This is a genomic window from Polyangiaceae bacterium (assembly GCA_015075635.1).
Lineage (GTDB): Bacteria > Myxococcota_A > Polyangia > Polyangiales > Polyangiaceae > JADJKB01.
In genome coordinates, this window is record JABTUA010000002.1 from 744,445 (window position 1) to 768,107 (window position 23,663).

Annotated in this window: 26 protein-coding genes; 8 read left to right on the forward strand and 18 right to left on the reverse strand. The window is 70.0% G+C overall.

Translation table 11 applies throughout. From position 1 onward, the window contains the following. Position 1 precedes the first annotated feature (1 nt). Positions 2 to 1,612: an MmgE/PrpD family protein gene (locus tag HS104_19665; protein MBE7482181.1), complete on the reverse strand. Its 1,611-nt coding sequence runs from the start codon at positions 1,610 to 1,612 to the stop codon at positions 2 to 4. Positions 1,613 to 1,625: 13 nt separating this feature from the next. Continuing rightward, the gene (locus HS104_19670; protein MBE7482182.1) at positions 1,626 to 2,843 is read right to left on the reverse strand and encodes a hypothetical protein; all 1,218 of its coding nucleotides are present in this window, start codon (positions 2,841 to 2,843) and stop codon (positions 1,626 to 1,628) included. A gap of 318 nt (positions 2,844 to 3,161) precedes the next feature. Between HS104_19670 and HS104_19675 the strand changes: the two genes are divergently transcribed. From HS104_19675 to HS104_19685, 3 genes are read left to right on the forward strand one after another with little or no spacing between them, the layout of a single operon-like run. After that, positions 3,162 to 3,851 carry an SUMF1/EgtB/PvdO family nonheme iron enzyme gene (locus HS104_19675; GenBank protein ID MBE7482183.1) on the forward strand — a complete coding sequence of 230 codons (690 nt, stop codon included), beginning with the start codon at positions 3,162 to 3,164 and terminating at the stop codon, positions 3,849 to 3,851. 1 nt (position 3,852) lies between these two features. After that, positions 3,853 to 4,110, forward strand: coding sequence for a hypothetical protein (locus tag HS104_19680; GenBank protein ID MBE7482184.1), 258 nt, complete (start codon positions 3,853 to 3,855; stop codon positions 4,108 to 4,110). Next, entirely contained in the window at positions 4,110 to 4,463 is a 354-nt protein-coding gene (locus HS104_19685) for a cupin domain-containing protein (protein MBE7482185.1), read from the forward strand. The genes HS104_19680 and HS104_19685 overlap by 1 nt, the downstream gene beginning before the upstream one ends. Here the strand turns inward: HS104_19685 and HS104_19690 are convergent. From HS104_19690 to HS104_19705, 4 genes are read right to left on the reverse strand one after another with little or no spacing between them, the layout of a single operon-like run. Then, positions 4,445 to 5,050 carry a hypothetical protein gene (locus tag HS104_19690; protein MBE7482186.1) on the reverse strand — a complete coding sequence of 202 codons (606 nt, stop codon included), beginning with the start codon at positions 5,048 to 5,050 and terminating at the stop codon, positions 4,445 to 4,447. The two genes, HS104_19685 and HS104_19690, sit on opposite strands and share 19 nt — an antisense overlap. Beyond that, positions 5,047 to 6,117 (reverse strand): agmatine deiminase family protein, encoded by a 1,071-nt coding sequence (locus HS104_19695; GenBank protein MBE7482187.1) that lies wholly within the window; start codon positions 6,115 to 6,117, stop codon positions 5,047 to 5,049. The genes HS104_19690 and HS104_19695 overlap by 4 nt, the downstream gene beginning before the upstream one ends. Beyond that, positions 6,117 to 7,004, reverse strand: coding sequence for a carbon-nitrogen hydrolase (locus tag HS104_19700; protein ID MBE7482188.1), 888 nt, complete (start codon positions 7,002 to 7,004; stop codon positions 6,117 to 6,119). Before HS104_19700 ends, HS104_19695 begins: the two co-directional genes overlap by 1 nt. Before the next feature lie 47 nt (positions 7,005 to 7,051). Further along, entirely contained in the window at positions 7,052 to 8,155 is a 1,104-nt protein-coding gene (locus HS104_19705) for a hypothetical protein (GenBank protein ID MBE7482189.1), read from the reverse strand. Between the two features lie 155 nt (positions 8,156 to 8,310). Between HS104_19705 and HS104_19710 the strand changes: the two genes are divergently transcribed. Continuing rightward, positions 8,311 to 9,126, forward strand: coding sequence for a 1-acyl-sn-glycerol-3-phosphate acyltransferase (locus tag HS104_19710; GenBank protein ID MBE7482190.1), 816 nt, complete (start codon positions 8,311 to 8,313; stop codon positions 9,124 to 9,126). A gap of 34 nt (positions 9,127 to 9,160) precedes the next feature. On the opposite strand, the gene HS104_19715 is transcribed toward HS104_19710, so the two are convergent. From HS104_19715 to HS104_19725, 3 genes are read right to left on the reverse strand one after another with little or no spacing between them, the layout of a single operon-like run. Then, the gene (locus HS104_19715; protein MBE7482191.1) at positions 9,161 to 10,696 is read right to left on the reverse strand and encodes a fused MFS/spermidine synthase; all 1,536 of its coding nucleotides are present in this window, start codon (positions 10,694 to 10,696) and stop codon (positions 9,161 to 9,163) included. Beyond that, entirely contained in the window at positions 10,693 to 11,292 is a 600-nt protein-coding gene (locus tag HS104_19720; GenBank protein MBE7482192.1) for a hypothetical protein, read from the reverse strand. The genes HS104_19715 and HS104_19720 overlap by 4 nt, the downstream gene beginning before the upstream one ends. A 14-nt stretch (positions 11,293 to 11,306) precedes the next feature. Beyond that, complete coding sequence (locus HS104_19725) at positions 11,307 to 12,083, reverse strand: hypothetical protein (protein MBE7482193.1); 777 nt, start codon at positions 12,081 to 12,083, stop codon at positions 11,307 to 11,309. Positions 12,084 to 12,211: 128 nt separating this feature from the next. Here HS104_19725 and HS104_19730 point away from each other — a divergent pair, with 128 nt between their 5' ends. Beyond that, positions 12,212 to 13,027 (forward strand): hypothetical protein, encoded by an 816-nt coding sequence (locus tag HS104_19730; GenBank protein ID MBE7482194.1) that lies wholly within the window; start codon positions 12,212 to 12,214, stop codon positions 13,025 to 13,027. 39 nt (positions 13,028 to 13,066) lie between these two features. Next, entirely contained in the window at positions 13,067 to 13,351 is a 285-nt protein-coding gene (locus HS104_19735) for a hypothetical protein (protein MBE7482195.1), read from the forward strand. Between the two features lie 4 nt (positions 13,352 to 13,355). On the opposite strand, the gene HS104_19740 is transcribed toward HS104_19735, so the two are convergent. Continuing rightward, on the reverse strand, positions 13,356 to 14,021 hold the full coding sequence (locus HS104_19740) for a hypothetical protein (protein ID MBE7482196.1): 666 nt from the start codon (positions 14,019 to 14,021) through the stop codon (positions 13,356 to 13,358). 84 nt (positions 14,022 to 14,105) lie between these two features. Here HS104_19740 and HS104_19745 point away from each other — a divergent pair, with 84 nt between their 5' ends. Further along, positions 14,106 to 15,665, forward strand: coding sequence for a serine/threonine protein kinase (locus HS104_19745; protein ID MBE7482197.1), 1,560 nt, complete (start codon positions 14,106 to 14,108; stop codon positions 15,663 to 15,665). Here the strand turns inward: HS104_19745 and HS104_19750 are convergent. Beyond that, a complete protein-coding gene (locus HS104_19750; GenBank protein ID MBE7482198.1) occupies positions 15,647 to 16,192 on the reverse strand; it encodes a hypothetical protein in 546 nt (181 codons plus the stop codon). The two genes, HS104_19745 and HS104_19750, sit on opposite strands and share 19 nt — an antisense overlap. 172 nt (positions 16,193 to 16,364) lie before the next feature. Between HS104_19750 and HS104_19755 the strand changes: the two genes are divergently transcribed. Next, entirely contained in the window at positions 16,365 to 17,363 is a 999-nt protein-coding gene (locus HS104_19755) for an alpha/beta hydrolase (protein MBE7482199.1), read from the forward strand. Here the strand turns inward: HS104_19755 and HS104_19760 are convergent. The 7 genes from HS104_19760 to HS104_19790 form a co-directional block, all read right to left on the reverse strand. Further along, a complete protein-coding gene (locus HS104_19760; GenBank protein ID MBE7482200.1) occupies positions 17,341 to 18,867 on the reverse strand; it encodes a hypothetical protein in 1,527 nt (508 codons plus the stop codon). The two genes, HS104_19755 and HS104_19760, sit on opposite strands and share 23 nt — an antisense overlap. Positions 18,868 to 18,892: 25 nt before the next feature. Further along, positions 18,893 to 19,591, reverse strand: coding sequence for an autotransporter domain-containing protein (locus HS104_19765; GenBank protein ID MBE7482201.1), 699 nt, complete (start codon positions 19,589 to 19,591; stop codon positions 18,893 to 18,895). Positions 19,592 to 19,627: 36 nt separating this feature from the next. Further along, entirely contained in the window at positions 19,628 to 19,999 is a 372-nt protein-coding gene (locus HS104_19770; protein MBE7482202.1) for a hypothetical protein, read from the reverse strand. Next, on the reverse strand, positions 19,996 to 20,373 hold the full coding sequence (locus HS104_19775) for a hypothetical protein (protein ID MBE7482203.1): 378 nt from the start codon (positions 20,371 to 20,373) through the stop codon (positions 19,996 to 19,998). Before HS104_19775 ends, HS104_19770 begins: the two co-directional genes overlap by 4 nt. A gap of 187 nt (positions 20,374 to 20,560) precedes the next feature. Next, entirely contained in the window at positions 20,561 to 21,955 is a 1,395-nt protein-coding gene (locus tag HS104_19780; protein ID MBE7482204.1) for a PQQ-binding-like beta-propeller repeat protein, read from the reverse strand. A gap of 169 nt (positions 21,956 to 22,124) precedes the next feature. Continuing rightward, positions 22,125 to 22,613, reverse strand: coding sequence for a hypothetical protein (locus HS104_19785; protein MBE7482205.1), 489 nt, complete (start codon positions 22,611 to 22,613; stop codon positions 22,125 to 22,127). Positions 22,614 to 22,695: 82 nt separating this feature from the next. Next, complete coding sequence (locus HS104_19790) at positions 22,696 to 23,649, reverse strand: homocysteine S-methyltransferase family protein (protein MBE7482206.1); 954 nt, start codon at positions 23,647 to 23,649, stop codon at positions 22,696 to 22,698. Positions 23,650 to 23,663: the final 14 nt, after the last annotated feature.

Genomic DNA, 23,663 nt, shown 5'->3' on the forward strand with positions numbered 1-23,663 from the left:
GTCACGCGCCGCACGAAAGGCGCACGGTGTCCGCCACCGGGTTGGCTTCGAAATCCCGGAGCGCGTCTGAAAGCGCCAAGGCGCGCTCACGGGGCAAGCTAACCTCCCGCGCGAGCTTGGCGTACGCGGCTTCGACTCGCCCCGGCTCTCCCGGTGCTCCGATGGGAATGTCCTGCCGCGCCTGGTAGCGCTCGCCGTCTTGGGTCTCGAGGCGGACCTGGGCCGGAAACACCATGCGGAAGCGCGTGAAGTCGCGGGGCCCGGAGCGTCCACCGCCGCGGCGCCGCGCGGCGCCGAGCATGCGGCCGAGCGTGCTCCACTCGCCGAGCAGCGCGCTCGGCCGCACGCCCGTGCGCTTCTTGCCGCCGAGCTGCTTCTGATAGCCGGCCAGCACGGCGGCGAGCTGGGTCGGCCGGAGCTGGCCCAGCGTGCCACCCCCGCCCAGAGCGCCGTCGAAGGCCCGGACCACCGCCAGGCTCATGCCCCAGTCGTGACGGAGCTCGGTCTTGCCGACGATCTCGCGGATCGCCGCGTCGTTCGCGTCCAGGGCCTCCTGGCTCAGCGCAGCGCCGTCGTGGGCGCCGGCGGCGACGGCGATGCCCACGTTGAACGGGATGGAGAAGTTGACGTTCACAGGCGAGAGCGGCTCACCCGGACGCACGTGCTCGCTCGACAGGTTGTCCATCTCGACGCTGAGCAGGTTCGCGTCGACGACGATGCGCTTCACATCTGCGGGCACGAGATCGCGTCCAGTCGCCTCGCGATACTCCGCGAGCACGGCGAACAGCGCGTCGAGCGTGGTGTCGATGTAAGCGCAGCCGGGGTAACGCTTGAAGGCCAGCGTGTCGCTGACCCAGGCTTCACCCAGCCCGGAGAGCATCTTCGGCAGCGGCGCCCAGGAGAAAGAGGCCCAGAAGCCCTTGCGCGGGTGCTCGAAGATCTCCCGCGCCCCGGTCATGCCGGCGCGCGCGAAGGCGGCTGCCTGCATCCCCACCACGGTCGGGTGCGCCGCGGTCAGCACCTTGCTCCCGGGGCCCATGAAGCCGGGCCAGAGCGTGAAGGTGGGCTGGTAGAGCGCGATGGCGAGCGCGTTGGCCGTCTGGACGGGCGAGAGACGCCAGAGCTTGGCGGCGACCACGGCGCCCTCCACGGCGTGGATGAAGCTCCAGGCCTGGCCGTTCTGCGGGCCGAGCACGGCGCTGGCGCCGACCCGACCGCCGAGCTCGTTGGCCAGCACCATGGCGGTGAGCACGTCCTTCGGGGCGTGGCTCTCCGCCTCGCCGAGAGCGAGGCCGGCGAGCACCGCCGAGTGTCCGGTGTGCCCCATGTACAGGTAGTCGTCGTAGTCGAGCGCCATGGAGTAGGCGCTGTTCACGAGCACGGCATCTTGGACCGACCAGCGCTCGCCGCTCGCGATCACGCTGGCTCGACCCGTGGCAGCCCAGCCCTTCACCGCAGTCCGTACCGCGCCCGCGTCGCGGCTGTGCTGGCCGGCGTGGATGGCGGCTATCACGCTGGCGATCTGCGCGCGGGTGAGCTCCCGAACGCGCTCCGGCACGTCGCCGTGCTCGACGGCGCACACCCACTCCGCGAGCGTCTCGACGACCGTCATCGCCGAGCGTCCGTCAGTTCTTGGCTCGACCCTTCGGCGAGTCCCAGCGCGGTTTCACGTGGACCTTCAGCACGTCGCGGAGCAGGCCGATGTGGGCGCAGTGGTCCATCTTGTCGTTGCCGTCGTAGCCGCGGACGTGGAAGCTCCCCTTGGAGAAGCGCGCGTTCAGGTCCAGGCCCATCGGGTCGGCGCCCCGAGGCTTGGTCTTCCGCGGCTTTCCGCCGACCTTCTCGATCAGGTACTTCGCGGTCTCGGTCGTCGAGGCGTAGCCCGGCGGGATGATCGACGAGTGGCTGACGAACATCAGCTTCTGGCGCGCCGAGGCCTCCTTCGCGAACTCGACGAACGGCAGGAGCTGCGCCCCGTTGAGGGAGTCTCCGGCGTAGCCGCTGTGCAGCCCGTCGAGCAGGATGACCGTGTCGACGACCTTCTTGCCGTAGGCCTGCCCGAGGATCTCGCCGACCGCGCCGTAGCCGGCGCTCCAACCCGAGAGGCCCACGTGCCTCACGTGGGCGTTCTTCTTGCCGGTCTTGTCGGCCATCGCCTTCTCGACGCTCTCCACCAGCTTCTTGAAGGAGTCCGGTGCCGAGAACGCCGAAGCGTAAGGTCCCGAGCCGATGCCCAGGTCGATGCCCACCAGCACGGCGCCGTCCATCACCTGCGTCCACTCCTTGCGCACCGGCTCGTGGCCGTGGAAGTGGAACATCACGTCGAAGGCGCCGTTCGCGGCGATGCCGCCCTTGCCGGGCGAGATCATCTGCCCCATCGAGGGCGCGCGGCTCCACTTGTCGTAGACGCCCCAGCCCTTGTCCGGCGTGTTGCAGGGGTTGATGCCGCGCTCTTGGGCCGTCTTCTGCGTCTGCGTCTCGGCGCTGGGCTTCTCGACGACCCAATTGGCAGGCTTGGTGTCCGCCTTCTCGTCGGGCTTTTTGTCGGCCTTGGTGTCTTCGGAAGGCTTGACCTTCACGAGGCCCGGCTTGGCCTTGGCGGCGACCTTCTCTTCGTCCGCCTTCTGCTTCTTCGCCTTCGCGATCGCGTCGCCCCGCTTGTCGGCCTTCTTCGCAGTCTTGTCGGTCTTCTGCGGCTTGGCCTTGCTCTTCTGCTTCCTCTGCTTGGCAGCCTTGGCCGGCGCGTCGGCGGGCGCCGCGAGCGCGGGCTGCGCCAGACCGAGCCCGAACGCCAGAGCCAGGAGCCCGGTCGCACGTCGCAGAATCTGGGGGGCACGCAGCATGAGGGAGGGCCCCACCGTGGCCCACGGGCGCGGTCTTTTCAACTTCGTGGCAACGATTTTCGTGCCGGATCCCGCGTCGCGCACGAAAGCCAGCGGATCTCGCGATTTTGGCCTGGCTTGACCAAACGCTCAGGGGTTGTCGAGACTCGGCTCGTGATGCGCCGATTTTCGCAGTGGCTGGGCCCCGTACTCATCGGCTCTCTCTCGGCGTGCGCGCCGAGCCCGGCGGCACCGCCGCCCAGGGCCGAGAGCCCGAAGGCTCAGCCTACCGCCGCTGCTCCCGAAGCGGCCGAGCCCGAAAGCAGCTGTCCCAGGGGCATGCTGCTCGTACCGGGCGGCACGCTCTGGCTCGGCTCGCCCGCGGGCAGCGGCAGCGCCGACGAGCGCCCCGAGCAGAAGGTGTCCGTAGCCGAATACTGTCTCGATGCCCGCGAGGTGAGCGTGGCGGACTATCGTGCGTGTGAGTCGAACAGAGCCTGTGAAGCGCTGCCCACCGAGGTGCGCCTGCTCTCTCCGCTCCCCGAGGCCGAGCACAAGGCGCAGAGCGCGCAGTGCAGCGCCAACCTCGCCGACAACGCCGACCTGCCCGCGAGCTGCGTGAGCTTCGAGGAGGCCACCCGCTACTGTGCGTGGAAGGGCCTGCGCCTGCCGAGCGAGCCGGAGTGGGAGTGGGCGGCGACCGGAGGCGACGACAAGCTCGCCTGGCCCTGGGGTCAGGCGCTGCCTTCGGACGAGAACGCTTGCTGGAATCGGCGCGTGCCGTGCAGGGTCGGCAGCAGGAAGGCCGGCGCCTTCGACATCCACGACCTCGCCGGCGGCGTCAGCGAGTGGACGAGCACGGCCTACGGCCCGTACGGCGGCGCCGCCCCGGACGCGAGCAAGAAGGTCGTGCGCGGCGGCAACTGGGAGAGCACGAAGGAAGACGCGCTCCGTCCGGAGAAGCGCGCAGCTCATCCGGCGAGCTACCGGGACGTGACGTTGGGCTTCCGCTGCGCGAAGGATCGCTGAGATGAGCTGCGTGCGCCTGAGCATCGAACCCGATTTGTGCGGACCCGTGAGCGTCGGCACGGTGAAGGTGATCCGCGTGGTCGAGCGGACGCTCGAGTTGAGCCTGGGCGAGGCGCTCCGCTACGTGAACCGCTCGGTCTTCGACGGCGAGACGGTGTGCATTCCTGCGCCCTCGCCCGCCGCCGCCGCCGCTTGTGTGGCAGAGCTCGATGCGCTTCGTACCGGCGCCAGCGTGCGCGCGCACGCCGAGGCGGATTGATGGACTTCGACCCCGCTAGGGTCGTCCGCCGCGAAGCCCTGTTCGGAGGCGTGGGCAGCGTGCTGGTCCAGGCGCTCGAAGAGAGCCCGCTGCCGGCGCCGTTCACCACGGTCCTGCTGTGCGAGCTCTCGCCGGGCGGTCGGGTCGGCGCCCATGTGCAGCAGACGGACTCCGAGATCGTCGTGGGCCTCGCGGGAGAGGCGGTGCTCTACGTGGACGGTCTGGCCCACGCGCTCCGCCCTGGCGGCGCTGCGGGTCTGCCTCTCGGGGGCAAGCTCGAGATCGACAACGCCAGCGCGGAAGCGCCGTTCCGCTACCTGATCGTCAAGGCCGCCTACTTGCCGTCGCGGTAGTTCGAGACGGCGAGCGACGCACCGGTCTCGAACGGGGGGAGCAGATCCTCTTCGAGCTGCTTGAAGCTGTGGAGCGATGGGCACTTCTTGTCCGCCCGGGTGATCTTCTTCTCGGAGAGCACCTTGCCGGTCTTGGTGTCCCGCAGCCTGACGACATAGTCCCAGCCGTAGGTGGTGAGCGTGCCGCCCATCTTGGAGGGGTCGAGCGGCTTCATCTCGCAGGTGGTGAGCTTCTTCTTCTTCGTGACCTCGATGCAGGCGACCAAGCTCGCGTCCTCCAGCGAGACGGCGAGGCCATCTTTGTAGGCGACGACGCTCTCGTAGGGCACGTGCTCGAGCTTGCCCGCCGGGTCGCTCTTGACGAACAGCGCGGCTCGGGCCTTGTCGCGCGGCTGGGGCTCGATGTTCGGCACCCCCTGGCCCGCGCAGACCTTCTCGAGCTCGGAGACGCTCGGCCGGTAGGGCAGCTTGGGCGGCGGCGGGGCTGGAGTCGCCGCCGGGGCGGCAGTGGAGGCAGCGCTCTTCTCCGAGCCCTTGCAGGCCAGGAGCGCGCTGAAGATCAGGAGGAGCCAGAGCTTCGGATTCATCCGGGTTCCTGCTGTGTGCTGCAGTGCAGAGTGCCGAGACCGAGCACCAGATCGCGGCAGAATACGCCGACCACCTCCCGCTTCGGGAAGAGCTCGCGCATCACGCCGAGCACCTGGCCGTCCCGGGGGTCGTTGAAGGTGGGGACGAGCAGGACGCCGTTGGCCAGGTAGAAATTCGCGTAGCTCGCCGGCAAGCGCTGACCGGCGAACACCACGGGCTCCGGCATGGGCAGCGGCACGACCTCGAGCTTCCTCCCCCGGGCGTCCGTGGCGCCGCGCAGGCGCTCGGCCGCCCGGGCCAAGATGCGCTGGTTCGGGTCGCGCCGGTTCTTCTCCTGGCAGAGCACGACGCGCCCTGGCGCAACGAAACGCGCGAAGTCGTCGATGTGCCCGCTGGTGTCGTCCCCCTCGATGCCCTCCGGCAGCCACAGCACCTTGTCGACGCCGAGCTCCTCGCGGAACACCCGCTCCGTGCCCTCGCGGCCGAGAGCCCGATTGCGCGCCCGCGGCCCGCTGAGCAGGCACTGCTCGGTAGCGAGCAGCGTGCCCTCGCCATCCACGTCGATGGCGCCGCCCTCCAGCACGACCCGTGCCGGCTTGCCGTGCCGGCGGTAGGCCGGTCGGGACACGAGCTCCGCGTAGCGCGTGGCGACGGCGTCGCCCGCCTCGTCGTCGCGCTTCCAGTCCGGGTAGCGCGCCCAGCCGTTGAACTGCCACTTCACGGCCGCGACGCGCCGCTGGCGGTCCACCACGAAGCTGGGAAGGAAGTCCCGGGTCCAGGAGCGATTGGTGGGCGCGACGAAGAAGTCCACGCGAGCGAGGTCCACGCCCTCCTGCGCGAGCTTCTTCTTGGCGTGGCTCCTCTGGGCGCGGCTCGAGACGAGCAGCCGCACGCGCTCGCGGCGGTGGAGCAGCCGAGCCATCTCCACGAACACCCACTCGACCATCAGCCCTTTGCCGGGCCAGTCCGTCTCGTTGTGGGGCCAGGCGAGCCAGGTCGCCGCGTGGGGCTCCCACTCGGCGGGCATGCGGAAGCGCGTCTGTCTTGCCGCAGCGCTAGCGGCCATCACTTGCCCCGATCCAGGTAGCGCTCGAGCAACCCCGCGTAGGCGTCGATGCGGCGATCGCGCAAGAACGGCCAGCCGCGACGCTGCTCTTCGATGCGTCCGAGGTCGAGCTCGACCACCAGCGTCTCCTCGCCGGTGCCCGCCTCCGCGAGCACCACACCAGCCGGATCGCACACGAACGAGTGGCCCCAGAACTCGAGCCCGCCGTCGTTCGGCCCCTCGTGGCCGACGCGGTTCACCGCCACCACGAACACGCCGTTGGCGATGGCGTGGCTCTTCTGCATGGTCTGCCAGGCGGCGAGCTGCGCCGCGCCGTGCGACGCTTTCTCTTGCGGGTGCCAGCCGATGGCCGTCGGGTAGAACAGGATCTGGGCCCCGGCCAGCGCGGTGAGGCGCGCGCCCTCCGGGTACCACTGGTCCCAGCACACGAGCGGGCCGACCTTGGCGAAGGGCGTGTCCACGCTCATGAAGCCGAGATCACCCGGCGTGAAGTAGAACTTCTCGTAGAACAGCGGGTCGTCGGGGATGTGCATCTTGCGGTACACGCCCAGCTCTTCGCCCCGCGTGCCGAGCACGACGGTGGTGTTGTGGTAGAGGCCCGGCGCGCGGCGCTCGAACATGCTGGTCAGGACCACCACGCCGAGCTCCTGGGCGACCTTCGCGACGGCCGAGACGGTGGGGCCGTCTTTGGCCTCGCCCAGGTCGAACAACGCCGCGTCTTCGACCTGGCAGAAGTAGGGCGAGGCGAACAGCTCCTGCAAGCAAACGATCTGGGCGCCGCGCCCCGCCGCGACCCGGACCTGAGCCAGCGCCTTGTCGATGTTGGCGCTCTTGTCGTCCAGCGTCGACATCTGCACGAGGCCGACCTTCACGCTCTGCTTGGCCATCTTGGCCGGAAGCTAGCCGAAGCCGTGGGCCTGGGGAACCCGGCTCGTCAGCTGCAGCTGCCGGACGGCGCACAGGCGCCACCCACGCAGTGTTCGCTGTAGCAGACGTCGTCCACCGTGCACTGGGCGCCGAGGTGCTGGCGCGCGCGGCAGGTGCCGTTCTCGCAGCGGGCGCCGGCGGCGCACAGATCGTCGTCGAACAGCTTCCCGCACGCCTGCCCTGCCGCCGGGCGCGGCGTACAGGTGCCGTCGAACGAGTTCTGCAGCACCTTGCAGTACTGATCCGTGGGGCAGCCGTCGGGAATCGCGATCTTGCAGGCGGCGCCCGCGGCGAAGGGCGCGCCGCACGCGGTCACGATCTTGCCGGTGGTCGTGTCCACGCTCTGCACGATGCAGCGCAGGTCGGCGGTGCACGCTGGCTTGCCGTCGAAGAAGCAGGGGTCGCCCAGCTTGCCGGAGAACCCGTCCTCGAAGGTCTTGCATGCGCCCGGCTTCTTGCCGTCATCGTCGCTGCCAAGGCAGAAGAGCCCAGGCTGACACTCCGGCGCGGTGCCGCCGCCTTCGCAGGGCTGGCCCAACGCTGCCGGCACGATGCACTTGTCCGTGGCCTCCGAGCACTTGAGCCCCGCGGCGCAGTCCGAGTCCTGGTCGCAGCTGCCTCCCGCCAACTCCTTCGACGAGCACTTGCCGGGACAAGCCGCGGCGACCTTGCAGTAGGTGTCGCCACCCTTGCACTCCATGTCCGCCTGACAGTCGCCGCCGACCTCGACGGTGCCGTCGAGGGCGGCGGTACACTCGGTGGGCTCACCCTCCAGGCTGCAGCCCCGCTTCTCGATGGCGCTCAGGCAGGCTTTGACCTTCGTGCCGTCGTAGAGGACCTTGCCGTCGTCGATGGCCTGCTTGATGCGCGGCAGCTCGTCGCCGATGGCGGTCTCGTAGTTGGTCTGGCAGCTTTCGCCGGCCAGAAACACCTCGAGCAGACCGGCGAAGCAGGCCTCGTACGCCTTGCAGACGGCGCCGGCGTAGAGCCCCGGCACGTCCTCGATGGGCACGCTGCTCTCGCTCAGGCCGCTGTCGCTGTCGCCGCCGCAGGCGCCGACCAGCAGGGAAGCACACAGACTCGCACCGAACCAACGCATCGCCGCTCGCATGGGGGGGTCCTCCAGCAACTCGTGTGCCAGTCAGGATCGCACGCTTTCGCGTGCCAGACGAGGGGCCCGGGACGGGGGTTCACACCCGGCTCGTGACCCGCCGGCGACGCTCCCGACTTGCGGTCTCCCGCTCGATTTCCTACCACCGGAGCGCCGTGCGGGTCCTCGACGCCGACCTCTCCTCGCTCACCCGCTTCGAGCGCGTGGCCTTGAGGCTGGGCGCCGCCGTCAACGAGTCGCCGCGGGTGAAGCGCGCGGCCCGCCGCTTCAACGAGGCGTTCACCGGTCGCTGGATGACGCTGGTGTCGGACCGGCGCATGACCTTGCTCGGGCTCGAGCACATGCTGGCGCTCCGGCCCGACCGCGGGGTAGTGCTGGCGGCGAACCACCGCAGCTTCTTCGACATGTACATGGTGCTCACGCACCTGCACAAACACGTGGACTGGTGCGAGCGCGCCTACTTCCCGGTGCGCGCTCAGTTCTGGTACGACCACCCGCTGGGCGTCCTGACCAACGTGGTGGCCAGCGCCATGAGCATGTACCCGCCGGTCTACCGCGAGACCGAGAAGCGCGCCGTCACGCGAGTCGGTCTCGACTTCTTGGCAGAAGAGCTGAAGAAGCCCGGTACGGTCGTCGGCATCCACCCCGAAGGCACGCGCAACAAGGGCGACGACCCCTACGCTCTCCTTCCCCCCGAGCAGGGCTTCGGCCGCGTGGTGCTCGGCTCGGCGCCCATCGTGGTGCCGGTGTTCGTCAACGGGATGACGAACGACTTCATCGCGGAGTGCCGCTCCACCCTCGACGGCACGGGCATCCCCATCATCATCGCCTTCGGTCCGCCGGTCGAATTCGGCGAGCTGCTCGCGGCCGATCCTGCGCGACTGCGGGCGCAGATCGCGGTCGGCCGGCGCGTGCTCGACGAGATCGCGAAGCTCGCCGAGCTCGAGCGCGCGGAGCGAGCGGCACGCTGACGCGCGTGCTCGAACCGCAGCGCCGGCCCGCCATTCACTCGAGCTTCGGGTAGCGCAGCGGCTCGCGGAACTCCGGCAGCATGTTGTCGTCGGTCACGATGCCGGCCCGGCCGGTGCGGCCGAGCAGCGCCTCCCGGCCCTCCAGGTCACCGTAGGCGAGCAGGCTCTCGAGCAGCTCGCGGTCGTCGTCCCGCGCGACGTCGATGACGGGCCGCCCCTCGATGCGAAGTCCTTCGAGCGAGCGCCTCCAGCGCCGGCGATCGAAGTCGATGGGAGCGTCGCTCACCGCGATGAAGTTGTTGACGCGGAGCGCGTGGGGGAACCCGCTGGCGGCCGTCCGGAGCACGTCCTCCGACCACGTCGTGTTGAAGTAGAACACCCCGCCCGGGAGCAGGTGACCGCGCACGATCTCGTGGAACTCGCGCGAGACCAGGTTCGTGATGTGGGCGCGCCAGTGCCATGTGGTGTTCATCACGATCAGGTCGAAGCGGCGGTCGGGGTTGCGCAACAGCCATCGCCGGCCGTCGTCGAAGGCCAGCGTCACCTTCGGATTCGCCAGCAGGCCCCTCACCTCGGCGTGCTCGGCGATGAGCTCGGCGTACCCCGGGTTGATCTCGACCACGGTCAAGCGTTCGACACCGGGCAGGTGCGCCACCACCTGCGCCCAGGAGCCCGACGACAGACCGATCATCAGCACCTCGCGCGGCGCGCCGTGCAAGGCGCCGATGGCCAGAGCGCGCACGATGCCGTTGCGGTCACGGTGAATGGAGGTGCTCACGACGCCGTCGTAAGCCCCGCCTCCGTAGACCGTGCCGTCGTCCGTCACCGTGATGACCCCGCTCTTGGTCTCGATGACGCGCGCGAAGCGCTGGTTCGTGAGCTCGTGCTTGTAGAGCAGCCGCTCGTATAGACGGTCGTAGCCCCGCGGTAGCGACCAAGCCACGAGCGCGGTCAGGAGCGACAGCGACCCGAGGGCGACTCCCAGCTGTCGGCGCGGCACGCGACTGGCGACGAAGAGCAGCGCCGAGAGCCCGAAGCCCGCGTAGGCGAGCCCGCGCGCGATCTGCAGAATGGGCCACGCGTCCAGGAGCACGAAGCCCGTGAGCACGCTACCCAGCGCCGAGCCGACGATGTTGGCGAGGTACACGTAGGACAGTCGCGCCCCGGCCCGCTCGTCGGGGTCGATGCCGAAGTGACTGGTGAGCGGCAGCACCGCGCCGAGCAGCGCGGCCCCCAGCGCGACCATGCCGAGCCCCGCGCGAAAGTCCGTGTGCTTCGCCGACCACGCGAAGACCGGGACCACCGCCGCGCTCGCGGCATTGGCCAGGCCGACGAAGGCGCCGAGCGGGAGCAACGCTCGGAGCTCGCCGCCATGCCGCGCGTCGCGGCAGAACAGCCGGCTCCCCCACGAGCCCAGCGCCAATCCACCCAGGTACGCCGCGAGGAGCAGGCCGAAGCTCGCGGCGATGCCGCGGGTCATGAAGGCGATCACCCGATACCAGAGGATCTCGTAGGACAGCGCGAGGAACCCGCTGGCTCCCGCGATCAGGACGGCGATTCGGAGCCTCACGAGCCGGCCTCGACGGGGCGGCGGGAGCTGCGGAACAACGCGTAGCTGCCGACCGCGACGGCCACGTTGATCGCGACCGCGATGCGCACGGTGGCGGCCTGACCCAGCGGGGCGAAGAGCGCCAGCGGCGCCGCGGCCGCCGCGGCCGCCGAGCCCAGGGTGTTGGCGAAGTACAGCCCGCCGACCGCACGGCCCACGTTGCCGGTGGCGCGCACGTGGTGGGCGACCAGGAGCGGCAGCGTGCTGCCCATGAGCAGCGTGGGCAGGAGCACGAGCAGGAACGTGACCAGCGCCGTGGTGAGCGGTGACTGGTGCAGGGTCGCCCGCCCGACCTCGCGGAACAACGCCAGCGAGAAGAAGCCGAACGCGCCGATCCCGAGCTCCACCAGCGCGAACCACAAGAGCGCGGGCCGCCGGGGATCCTTCGACACCGCGCCGCCCGCCAAGCTACCCAGCCCGAGCCCGAGCATGAACGCGGTCACCACCACGGTGACCGACTCGACGTTGATCCCGTAGATGGCGTAGAGCGAGCGCTGCCACACGACCTGGTAGAGCAGCGCAGCGAAGCCCGAGAGCACGAAGACGGCGTGCAGCACTCGCCGAGGCTACCTCAGCCGCAGAGGTTGTAGCCGGGAAGGATGGTGCTGCCCTTGCAGGTCGTGCCGGAGGGGCAAACGCCGGCGTTCTTGCCGCACACGACGCGATTGGTGTTGCCGCTGCAAGACGACTTGCAGCTGAGCTCCGAGTAGAACCAGTAGCCCTGACGATTCTGCACCAGGTTCCCGCAGCAGACCTGGCCACCGTAGCAGTCCTCGGGTCCGTCGCAGCGCACGCTGGTCCCCGGGCAGCTCTGCAAGAACAGGTTGCACGTGCCCTTCAGGCTCCCGGTCGAGTAGCTCTGACAGCAATAGGTGAGCGAGCCGTCGCAGCTGCTGGTCCCACAGGCGACGAAGCTGCTGATCCCTCCGCCGCCACCCGTGCCGCCGCTTGCGCCGCCCGTGCCGCCGACGGCCCCGCTGCCGCCGACGCCTCCACTGCCACCGACGGCTCCGCTGCCACCGACCGCTCCGCTGCCACCGACGGCTCCGCTGCCACCGACGGCTCCGCCGCCGCCGCTGCCTCCCACGTTGCCAGCGCCACCGCTGGCGTCGCCGGCGGTTCCGCCGGAGGCGGCGGTCCCGCCGATGCCGGCCTCGTTCCCGCTGCCGCCGCTCGCGGTGCCGGCTGCGCCCCCGAGCGCGACGCCGCCGCTTCCGCTCAGATTGCCCGTGCCGCCGCCGCCCGGGCTGCCGCCCTTCCCGTAGAGGCCTTCGTCGCTCTCGCCGCCGCAGCCGACGATCAGCACGCCGCAGACGAAAAGCGATGCAAACAGCGAACGGGAGAGCATGGCACTGTCCTTCCGAGCTCCCCGTTAGGCTAGCGCCGGCTGCCGCGCCGAGCCAGGGACATCTCGTGAAGACCCGCGCGGCAGCAACATCGAGCTCGGATCGCGGGTACAGTACCGAGCGCCCCACCGTGCGACGAATTGCCGTCCTCCTCTCCTTGTCGCTCACCGCCTGTCCCCGTGCGCCGGACAAACCCGAGCCCGCGTCGGTCGCGGTGCCTGGGCCCGCGAGCGCGAGTGTCGCAGCCGAGCCGCCCGGGCCCGCCGAGCGCACGCGCGACGAGGCCGTGCTGCTCGGAACGATCCATCGCCTGGGCACCAAGCTCTGCAAGAGCATCGACCAGGCGGACTGGGAGGACGTACACCTGCGCGCGGGCCTGGTGCGCCTGGAAGGGAACGTGGGCGGGCTCGAGGCGTTGCGCGGCACGCCCGTCATCCTGTTCGGCTCCGTGCTCGAGCAGGGTGAGCCCAAGCTGCCGCGAGACCCCGGAACCTGCCTGCCGATCCAAAGGCGCTCGGACTGGATCGACGGTCCGGACGGCGTGATCCTCCGACGCGACGCGGGCCCGGGCCTCGCGTCGTTCCGCGTTCGGGCCAGCCGGCGCTTCGAGCAGCTCGCGGCTCGCCTCGACGGCGACGACCTGGCCATCGACTTCACGAACCCCCTCGACGTCGGCCTGGAGCAGGTGGCGCTGCTCGTGCACTACGAGGGCTGCTACGGCAAGGCGCTCACGCACACCGAGCGCCGCGAGCTCGGTGCGCTCGCGGCGGGCGCCAGGAAGTCCGCGCGCGCGACCGGCATGGCGAACGTGACGCAAGGCTCTCGCCCGAACCTGACGCATCGTGCGGTTTCGGTCCAGGTGACGGGACGAGCGCCGAGTGTCTACTTCGATCTCGACGTGCCGCTCGGCGGGCTCGGGGTCCAGCTCTCGTGTCCCAAGCGCTGAATGCTCGCTGCCGCCCCGCCCCTCCGCTAACCTGAGCGCGTGCTGTGTCCCAACTGCCAGTCGCCCTTGCAGGAGGGACGCATCGAGCTGCGTTCGCCCCGGCTCTGGCCTGCCAGTCGCGTCGACGATGCATCCCTGTGCTTCACGGACGCCGCGGGAAACGCGATCTACCCAGAGGTCGGACATCGAGGCTTCCGCTGTCGGGAGTGCGACACGGTCGTGGTCTTGGGTCGTCCGGACGCCGAGCTCACCTGCTTCGAGTGCGGCACGCTCATCGTGGGTGACGCCGAGCGGTGCCCCGACTGCGGATGGAGCTGGAAGTAGTCGTTCAGTTGAGGGTGGCGGTGAACATCAACCCGAGGGCGTTGGCAGAGTGCTTCGCGTCGAACTCGGGGCCGAGCAGCGTGACGATGTTGTCTTCCGCCTCGACGTGCTGAAGTCGCAGGAGCACGCCCATCCCCCACTGCTTGGCGATCCACCACTCGTGCCCGACTCCCAGCGCCAGGCCGTAGCCAGTCGCGCCGCCGGGCTCGTCCATCGACCTCAGCGCCACGCCGCTCGTGGCACCAAGGCCGAAGCCCAGCTCGAAGTGCAGCCCGGATGCGGGGTCTGGGTAGTAGTCCACCATGGGGCCGAAGGTCACCACCGCGTAGCCGTCGCTCGTCTGGGTCTCGACGTCGCCGAAATCGGACTTCACTCCGTAGGCGGCGTTCAGGAAGAAGCCACCGGCGAGGATCAGCCCAGGCGCCAGCGCGCCACCCACCGCGAGCTCGTTGGCCTGGCCGAACCCGGTCACGGTTCCCTCCTGCTCGAAGCCGAAGGCGCCGCTCTGGCTCATGCTGACGTCGTCACGAACGAGGCCGACGCCGACGCCGAGCCGCACGTAGACACCGTCGTGGAAATATTCGCCGGGCTGGCGCCCAGGCTGCGCCGCGCTCGGTTGGGCCAGGAATAGCAGCGCCGCCAGGAGCCCCACGCGAGGGTTCGAGAGCATTCGCCTACCCTAGCCGGCGTCGAACCGCTCACCAAGGGTGGCCGGTGTGGTAGACGATGACGAAAGAGGGATGGCGCGGCGGAGATGAAGCTGTGGAACCGCGTCCTTGGCCCGAGCGCTCCGTCGTCGGCGGACCCGCGCGCGTTTCAGCAGGAGCGCGTCGCCCTGTACGTGAAGCTCTTGCTGATCCTGCTCGGGAGCTTCTACCTGATCGACGCGATTGGGGCCGTCGGCCGAGCGGGGGCCCGCGGCATGCTCGAGCTGGGCATGCTGTTCCACTTGGCGCTGCTCCTGGGCCTGCTCTCGGCCTGGCGGTTCGTGCGCCGGGGCGAGCGCTCGATGACTGCCCTCGGGGTGATCGACGCCGCGAGCACCTTCGGGATCTGCCTGATGGGCGCCGGGCTGCTGGCCACGATTCCTGCCCAGCTGGTCGTCCCGGGGCCTGCGTTTGCAGTGGCGTTCGCGGTCGTCGCCCGCGCGGCGATCGTGCCGAGCAGCGGACCACGGACCTTCGCAGTCGGCGTCGTGGCCAGCCTGATCGTCACCTACGGCTACTGGCACCGGGGGGCCGAGGCGCAGCCCGAGCCCGGCTTCGTGTTCGCCTGGACCATCGCCTTCGCGCTCGCGTCGGCGGCGGTGTCGCGCGTGATCTACGGTCTGCAGCGACAGGTGCAGGAGGCGCGCCAGCTCGGGCAATATGTGCTCGAGGACAAGCTCGGCGAAGGTGGGATGGGCGCCGTGTACCGAGCGCACCACGCCATGCTGCGGCGGGACACCGCGGTGAAGCTATTGCTGCCGGAGCGCGCGGGAGCCGAGAGCCTGGTGCGCTTCGAGCGAGAGGTGCGCCAGACGGCTCGGCTGAGCCACCCGAACACGGTCACCATCTTCGACTACGGTCGCACGCCCGACGGCACCTTCTACTATGCGATGGAGCTCTTGGATGGCGCTGATCTGGGCGAGATCGTGGAGGTCGGCGGGCCCATGCCGGCGGAGCGGGTGGTCAACGTGCTCTCTTGCGTCGCCGGAGCGCTCGCAGAAGCGCACGACATCGGGCTCATCCACCGGGACATCAAGCCCGCCAACATCATCTTGTGCCAGCAAGGTGGAGCGCCCGACGTGCCCAAGATCGTCGATTTCGGCCTGGTCAAGCAGATCGACGCGGGTGGCGACGTGCTCCAGACGAAGGCGGACACCCTCCTCGGAACGCCGCTCTACATGTCCCCGGAGTCCATCCGAAACCCGGAGGCGGTGGACGGTCGGAGCGACATCTACGCGCTGGGCGCGGTCGGCTACTACATGCTGACGGGCCACCACGTGTTCGAGGGCACAGCCGTGGTGGACGTGTGCCTGAAACACCTCGACGCCGTGCCGACGCCGCCGTCGGAGCGTCTGGGGCAGCCCGTGCCTGCGGCGCTCGAGCAGCTCTTGCTCCAGTGCTTGGCCAAGGACCCCGCCGAGCGCCCGCAGACCGCGCTGGAGCTGCAAGAGCGCCTGCGCGACACCGGCCTGCCGCCCTGGGACGCGAAGCGGGCCCGGGAGTGGTGGAGCACTCACGGCGCCACCCTGCGGTCGCGTCGCGCTGCTGCGGAGCCGCTGAGCGGGAGCGATCGCACACTGGCCGTGGACTACGGGCAGCGGAGCTGAGCGCGCCTGCTGGGCGCCAGGAAGTACTGCACCAAGAGCCCCAGCGCACCCGCGAGCAAGATCCAGTCGATCGCGACACCGAGCCGCAGCGCGCCGAACAGCGCGTAGCAGGTGGCTGTCGAAGCCAGGAGCAGCCGCCACGCGCCGCCCACGAGCCCGCCGCCCACGAGGGCGAGACCGCATACCAGGGCGAGCGTCGGGCAGGGCACGGTGCCGGTCGGTGCGCGATACAGGTACACGAGCGGCGATCCGTCGAGGAAGTGTGGGTAGGCCCAGCCGAAGGCGACGAGTAGGACGCCCAGCATGGAAGACCAGTCCGGCCCCCGCGCCACCGGGGACGAGGCTCCGCCGAGAGCGAGGGCCGTCAGCGCCGTGGTGATGAGCGCAAAAACCGCGCCGTTGAAGGGATTGCCGAACACCCATGCGAGGATGCTCACCGACGCGAGCGGCAGACCGAGCGACACGGCGGCGACGCGCACCGACGGGCGAAATCCGAACGCGAAGGCGACGCCGACGAGCGCGATCACGACGTGCCACGCGACCGCGACGGCGCTGGCTTCGTTGGCGATTCGAGTGAGGTTGGCAACTATTTCGCGGGTTCCGGGCAGGATGCGACCTCTGCACGGAGATCGCAACGAGCATGCCAAAGCGTCGCTCTTTCTGCTTTCGCCGCCGTGCGGGTCGCTCTAGAAGCCGACCATGCTGCGCGCGCTCGGCCTGCTCTGGCTGGCGTTCTTCCAGACGCTCGCGGCGCGCCTGCGCGATGGCCCGCTCCGCCCCAGCTGGTCCTTCACGTTCCAGTGGATGGTGCGCTACCTGCGCGTCGACTGGGAGCGGACCGCCGACTGGGATTTTGCGCGGCTGCGCGAGGAGATGAACCGGCGACCGTATCCGAAGAAGCTCGTCCGTCTCGTTGACCTCCGCGACGAGGTGCTGGGCGGAGTGCCGGCGGTGGTCTTCGCGCCGCGCACGCCGCCGCGGGCGGGCGCGATCTTGTTCTTCCATGGGGGCTCGTACGTGTACGGCTCCGCTCGGACGACTCACGCGGAGCTCTTGGCAGGGCTGGCCAAAGACACCGGCGTGGAGGTCTTCGGGCTCGAGTATCGACTGGCACCCGAGCACCCGTACCCCGCGCAGCTCGAGGACGCCCTCGCGGCCTTCGACGCGCTGGTTGCGCGCGGCATCGCGCCCGAGAGGATAGTGCTCGCTGGGGACTCGGCTGGAGGCAACCTCGCCATCGTGGCGCAGATTGCGCTCAGGGACCGCGGCGGAGCCCGCGCCCGAGCGCTCGCGTTGCTCTCGCCGTGGGCCGACCTGAGCATGCCCGGGGACTCGTTCCGGACGAACGAGCGCTTCGATTTCGGGCGTCGGCAGGAGCTGGTTCGGCAGGCGGCCGCCTTCGCCGGCGACGTGCCGCTCGACGATCCGCGCCTCTCGCCGGTCCACGCGCGCCTCGACGGGCTCGGACCCGTGTTCGTCTCGGTCGGCGGCTGCGAGACCCCGAAGGACGACATCCTGGCGCTGGTGGACGCGCTCCGGCGCGCGGGCGTCGAGACTCGCGTCCACGAGGCGAGCGACATGCCGCACAACCCCGCCGTGTTCGCGGCCTACCACCCGAGCGGGCGCGAGGCGTTCGAGGCGCTGGTGGAGCTCGTCCGCGGGGAGCTGCCCGAGCTCAAGGAGGACAGGCCGACGTGAGCAGGAGCACGTCGAAGCGCTTGCCCGGCTGCTCCGCCGCGGTGATCGCGCCGGGCAGCCCGATGGGCTGCGCCACCTTGGGCGCGACCATCGGCAAGCTCAGGGGCTTCCCGTCGAAGGTCCCGGACAGCGCGGGAGCGCCGAACACGTCCTGCACGCTGCGAAGCTCGTAGCTGGCGCCGATCGGCACGACGCTGGTCACGTCCAGCTCGACGCTGTCGGCCTGATCCCAATTGTAGACGATGACGTGAGCGCGGCCCGGCTGGTGAGGATTCGGACGCACCACGACCTTGGCGCCGCTGGGAGCGTTGGTCAGATAGGTGTTGTTCGGGTGGCTCGCGGTCGTGACCCCGCTGACGTCGCCGATGAACGTGTTGCCGGTCATCGTGACGCTCTGCCAGGAAGGCTGAAAGATCGTCTGCCCGACGATGTAGTTGTCCTCGAGCTTCACATCCTCGTTGGGCGCGTCCCAGCCGAGGCGGAGGCTCCGCTCGCCCAGCCCCTGGGCCCAACCGTAGTTCTCTCGAAGCTCGAGCCGCGACACCGGGTGCGTGCCGTTGTGGCCCACTAGACAGCCGTCGTAGTACTTGCTCTCCGCGGCGCCCGCGCTCTCGGGGATGGCCGACGCGGCGCCGTTTCCGAACCAGACGTTACCGGCGAGCTCGTAGCCCTGGGCGAAGTAGGTGTCGCTGTCGGAGTAGGCGTGCACGCCGAAGCCGAACGCGTTGAACAGCACGTTGTCACGGACGTGCTTCGTGCCGTCTCGGTTCTGCAGATACAGGTGATGTCCGTGGGAACGATCGACGTCGTCCCAGCCGTTGTTGTAGAGGATGTTACCGGCCACCTCGAGCTCCAGGGCGAACTCGGGGTTCTGAGCACCGGCGCTGTTGCAGATGATCCCGGTCCCCACGTCGTGCACGATCAGGTTCACCAGCTTCGCGTGCTGGGCCTCCACGTAGATACCGCTCGGCCGCGAGCTCTGGCGGTCGGTCTTGCTGTTGGTGATCTCCAGGTCCCGGATGACCACCCACTGTTTGTAGACCTGTAGGGTCGGCTCCGTGGAGCTCTGCCCGTCGAGCACCGCCCACTCGCCGGGCGCGCTCCGGAGCGTAATGGGCGCCCCGCTCTGGCCCGCGAGCTTGCTGACGAAGCCGCCGCTGTAGACGCCGCCATGGACCAGCACCGTGTCGCCGGGCAAGACCGCTGCGGGGCCGAGCAGCGCGGTGGGCAGATCCCATGGGTCGCCCGCGCTACCGTCGCCGCCGGTCGTGCCGCTGGTCGCGACGTGAAACACCTTGCCGCCCGATGCGCCGCCGGCTCCGGCGCAGCTCGGGATGGGTGTGCCGCCGCCGCCGCCGCTGCCGCCGCCGGTCGCGCCGCTGCCGCCGCTGCCGCCGCTGGACTGGGTCCCCCCACCGCCGCTCGAGCTGCCGCCACTCGAGTCGCTCTCGCCACAGCCGAGCAGGCAGCAGGCGGCGAACGCCGGCCACAGTCGCGTGAACATCCCGCGATGATACGCCGTTCTGCGCTCAGTGGTAGGTGATGGCCGCGCCGATGCTCGGGTAGAAGTAGCGGTAGGTCACGTCGGTCTTCGTGCTGAGCATCGAGTAGAGGATGCGCGCGAACGGACCCACGCTCCACTCGTCGGCGATCCAGAAGTCGTAACCGGCGCCGAAGCCGAAGAAGAACCCCGTCGGGTCGTTGCCGGAGCTGGCCCCCGAGGCCGACACGAAGTCCAGGCCGGCGAAGCCTGCCAGGCCTTGCAGGTGCAGGCCCTCGCGAGGATCCAGGTAGTAGTTCCCGAACGCCGCGGCACCGGCGAAGAGCAGCGACCCTTCGAGATCCCGACTGGTGACGCCGTCGTCTACCCCAGGCCGATTCGTGCGGCCCGTGATCAAGGCGCCGCCGACCACTAGCCCGGGCATCAGCGTGCCCCCGAAGAGGAGATCCAGGCCGCCCTGGAGGCCGCTGTACTCGATCTCTCGGGAAGCGTCGGCGGTCAGCATCAGGAGCCCCACGTTGAGCCCGCCGCGAAAGAAGAACCCGTCGTGGATCCGCGCGCCGCTCGTGCGGGAGGGCGCGGCTTCCACCGGCGCAGCCGGTCCCTCGGGCTCCGGCGTCGTCTCCTCATCGTCGATCGGCAGCGTGTCGCCCACCTCTTGCGCCAGCGCAGAACCCGCCAGCGCGGTCAGCAAGGTGACGACGACGACGACAGCGCCACTTCGCATAGCGTTTTCAGCTATCGCACGCCGAAACGCACCCCGTCAACGATCGGGTCCATACGCCGGGCCTCGAGCGAGCAGGCGAGCCAGCTCGCTCTGGGTTCGGAGCCCCAGCTTCTGCATCGCCTGCCGGATGCGCCGGGAGACCGCCGACACCGACAAGCCCACCTCCACCGCGATCACCTTGAGCGGCGAGCCGCGGGCGCGGGCGGCGAGCATCTGCCACTCCGCACGGGAGATGAGCTCCTGGCCGCGGCGTCGCTCGGCGATCAGGTAACGCCTGCCATCGTGATCGAATTGATCGACCACGCTCCAGTCGCCCCGCACGAAGGACAACCAGGGCTCGAGCTCTTCCTCTGCTCGCTCCGAGCACAACGCGGCAAACGCCACTCGCCTCAACTCGTCTGGGCTCATCGGGCCTCTTCGGGGAGCTCGTCACCGAGCTCGACGGCGGCGCAGCGCAGCGCGAGTGTGCTGCGGGAGAAGACTCCGGCCTTCCTGAAGATCGAGGCGAGCTGATTCGCAACCGTCCGGGGCGAGCTGCCGCGCGCGCGGGCGACTTGGGCATTCGAGGCCCCCGCGAGCACGAGCCGGAGGACGTCGTGCTCGGCTGCCGTCAGCGTGGGCAGCGCGCTACCGCGATGCAGCGGGAAGCTCATGACCAGGACGTTGCGTTCGTCGAGCTCGAGCCGACAACCCCTGAGGCCGACCGGCGCCGGACAAGGCGGCACCCACTCCTCCGCGTGATCCCCGTGTCGCGCCATGCCCGCGCACGATGCAATGGGCATGCCGGCGGTCGGTGGCACACCGAGCGGGCTCGAGGCGACTGCGTTTGCGACGCACAGGCGTGTTTGCCACCCCGCTGTGGTGGTTCGGAAACGGGCGAAAACTGACCAAGCGGCGACGCACCCGCCGCCCAGGTGTGCCACCCCGCGCACAGGCGCGCGGCGACGCGCACGAGCCCGCTGGGACGGCTCACTTCTCCCGCGCGCAGACGCGCTGGCCCAGGTCGCCCCGGGGCGTCGGCCAGTAGGCGCAGCGCGGCGGCCTGCCTCCGCCGCTGGAGTAGGCGTGGACGCGCCCATCGATGGCGACCGTCAGCGCCCCCGCGGCGTTCGAGAGCAACCAGTAGCTCGGGGTCCTCCCGGCCAGCGGGAGCGGGATCTGCCAGGCGAGCTCTCCGTTCAGGCCGATGGCTGCGAGGTGCAGCGGGCTCCCCGGCTCGACCTTCGCCGTCGTCGTCACGAACAGGTGCCCGCGATCGTCCAGCACCGGTCCTCCCACGATCTGCTCGTCCAGCGTCGCGCTCCACTCGCTGTTGCCTTCGGGCGAGAAGCGGCCCAGCAAGTTGAAGGTCATCGTGGAAACCCCCGGCTCCAGGTGCTGGCCACCGACGACGTAGAGGGTGCCCTCGGCGTCGATCACCGTGGGACCGTCCCAGGAGATGAACGTGGGTCCCCCGCCGACGAACGAGTTGCGAGGCGTGCCGTCGAGGTCGAGGATCCACATGCCTCGTCCGGTGATGAAATCCGGGCCTGCCGCGAGGAATTGACCGATGCCGAAGCTCGGGAGCACCGTGTCGAACACGGCCTTCCCGCTCTTGGTGAACGCCCGGATCGGCTCGCCGTTGCCCGAGCCCGTGCCACCCGCGAGCACGACGTGCCCGGCCGCGTCGAGGGCGAGCTGCTGGGCGCCGAGCGGATAGCCGGCCCCGCCCAGGTAGTGCTCGACCTTCGCCACCGGGTGCATCTGACCCGTCACGCTCACGGACACGATGAACACGTCGAGATCGTTCGCGACCAAGCTGAACACGGTGCCCTGAGCGTCCGCGGCGGTGAAGCCCATGCCCACCACCTTGCCGGGCGGCACCCCGAGCCCGCCGCCCTGGGCGAAGCCCGCGAGGTCGGCGATGAACGCGGGCTCACCGGTGTCCAGGTGGAGGGCCACGATGTTCCCGATGCCGACGAGCAGCAACCGGCCGCCCGCCACCATCACTTGGGGCACGTAGCCCGAGGCGGCGATCGAGTGAGAGACGTCGGCTTGCCAGCGCAGCGCGCCACAGGCGTCGAGAGCGTAGACCGTCTTCACGTAGAGCGCGCTCTCTGCACCCAAGTAGTAGGTCGAGCCGGCTTCGTCGGCGGCCACGGGACCGAGCAACGAGAGCTCGCCGACGGGCAGCGCTCTGCTCCAGACCTCTGCTCCGGCGGGCGCTGCAGCGATGCTCTCGGCGCAGGCCAGGGGGATGCTCGGCGCAGCGCAGGGGTCTGCCGAGCCGCCCGTACCCGAGTCGCTCGGGAGCGCGCTGCGCGAGCCGCAGGCGCTCACCAGGACCCACACCACGGCGGTTCCGAGCCGCGCGACGCACGTCATGGCGCTGACCCTAGCCCAGGTGCAGCGCCGGTGCCCCAGGGGCCATCGACCGTCCGCGGACGTTCGCGGGCGTTCGCGAGCAGCGGCGAGTTGCCGACGAGCTTCGCGGTCGGGTCGTATCGGCTCCGGCGCGGCGCTCGCGGAGGCGGACCCGGCGATACGATGGGCCTCAGTGTTCGTGATGCCCGTGGTCGGGCACTGCGATGGGGAACGAGGTCGGCACCTCTCCGGGTCGATTGAACGTGACCACGACCTTCGTGACCGGGACCTTCCCGAGCGGCCGTCCCTCCGCCACCCAGAACGCGCCACGCGCGTCCGGGTCGAGGTCGAGCCGCTCCTGCTGAGCCCCGGGGCGTTCGAGCGTCATCGATACGGCGGCGAGCGTAGACGCCGGCAGGGGCTGTCGCGCCCCGTCGCTGAAGTGGACTTCGTGCCTGCCTGCCGAGTGGAGCACGGTCTCGAAGTGCAGATCGGCCGTCATGCTGATGATCCCGCCGTGGGCGGGGTCGTGGCTGCCGTGGACCACGGCAGGGGGCGTGTTCCCTCGCGGCTCTGGGCGCGACTCGGCGTCCTCCTTCGCGCACGCCGAGACCATCATCAACAAGAGCGCGCTGGCGAGCCCGACTACAGCTCTCCTCGTTCGTACCTTGGTGCTCATTTGCTCGTTCCTCCTCCCCCGAGCAGACGCGCACCGACGGGACACATTACACGGGGTGGCAGCGCGATGGGCACGCCGTCGGTCAGGCTCCGATGCAAGCCGCGGCGATCTCACGGATGTGGGTGTCGTCGGTCCCGCAGCACCCGCCCAAGACGCGGAGCTGCGGCAGCATGCCGACCAGTTCCTCGTACTCGGCGCCGAGCTCTCCGGGATCACCCGCGTCCAGGTCGGGCGACTCGTCCAACTCTTCGTGGCTCCGGGTGGAGGCATTGGCACGGATCCCTTGGATCCGCGCCGTCCACCCCGCTCCTCCCTCGAGCGCGTGCGTGAAGTGAGTCGGGTGGGCGCAGTTGATCATGTAGTAGGCGACGCTCGCGTCCGTCGCTGCGTCCACAGCCTCCATCGCGCCCCGGAGCGTCTCGCCACTCGGCAGTGTGCCGTCCGTCTCGAGCGTGAACGAGACCACGTGCCGGACCTTTGCAGCACTTGCCGCGCGCGCGAAGCCGACGGCCTCGTTCACGTTCGTCATCGTGAAGGCGGAGACGAGGTCGACGCCCGCGTCGCGGAGCACCTCGATCTGCTCCCGGTGGTAGCCTTCCGCCTGCTCGGGAGTCATCAGCTCGCCAGCCACGTAGCCGTCGCCTCGCGGCCCGACGCTGCCGCTGATCACGAGCGGCAGGTCGGCCGTCTCGTGAGCCGCGCGCAGCTCGCGCAGGAGCTCGACCCCAGCGGCGTTGAGCTCGCGCAGCTCGCGGCGCGAGATACCGAGCTTCTCCGCCCAGTCGGGGTTCGCCCGCCAGCTCGGCCCCTCGAGGACGAAGCCGGTGCCAGCCTGGCGCGCGAGCTCCAAGTAGCGTTCGTAGTAGGCGCGCAGGCGAGCCCGACCCTCCTCGACTCGGAGGAGGACGAACGCGGCGAAACAGGGCAGATCGAGCCCCTCGTGGAAGACGAGCGTCGTCTCGAGCCCGCCGTCGGTGAGGAAGCGGCGAGGCTGTTCGTGAGGCAGGATGGTGGTGCGGGTGATTGCTTGGTTCATGCCCGAATGGGCGT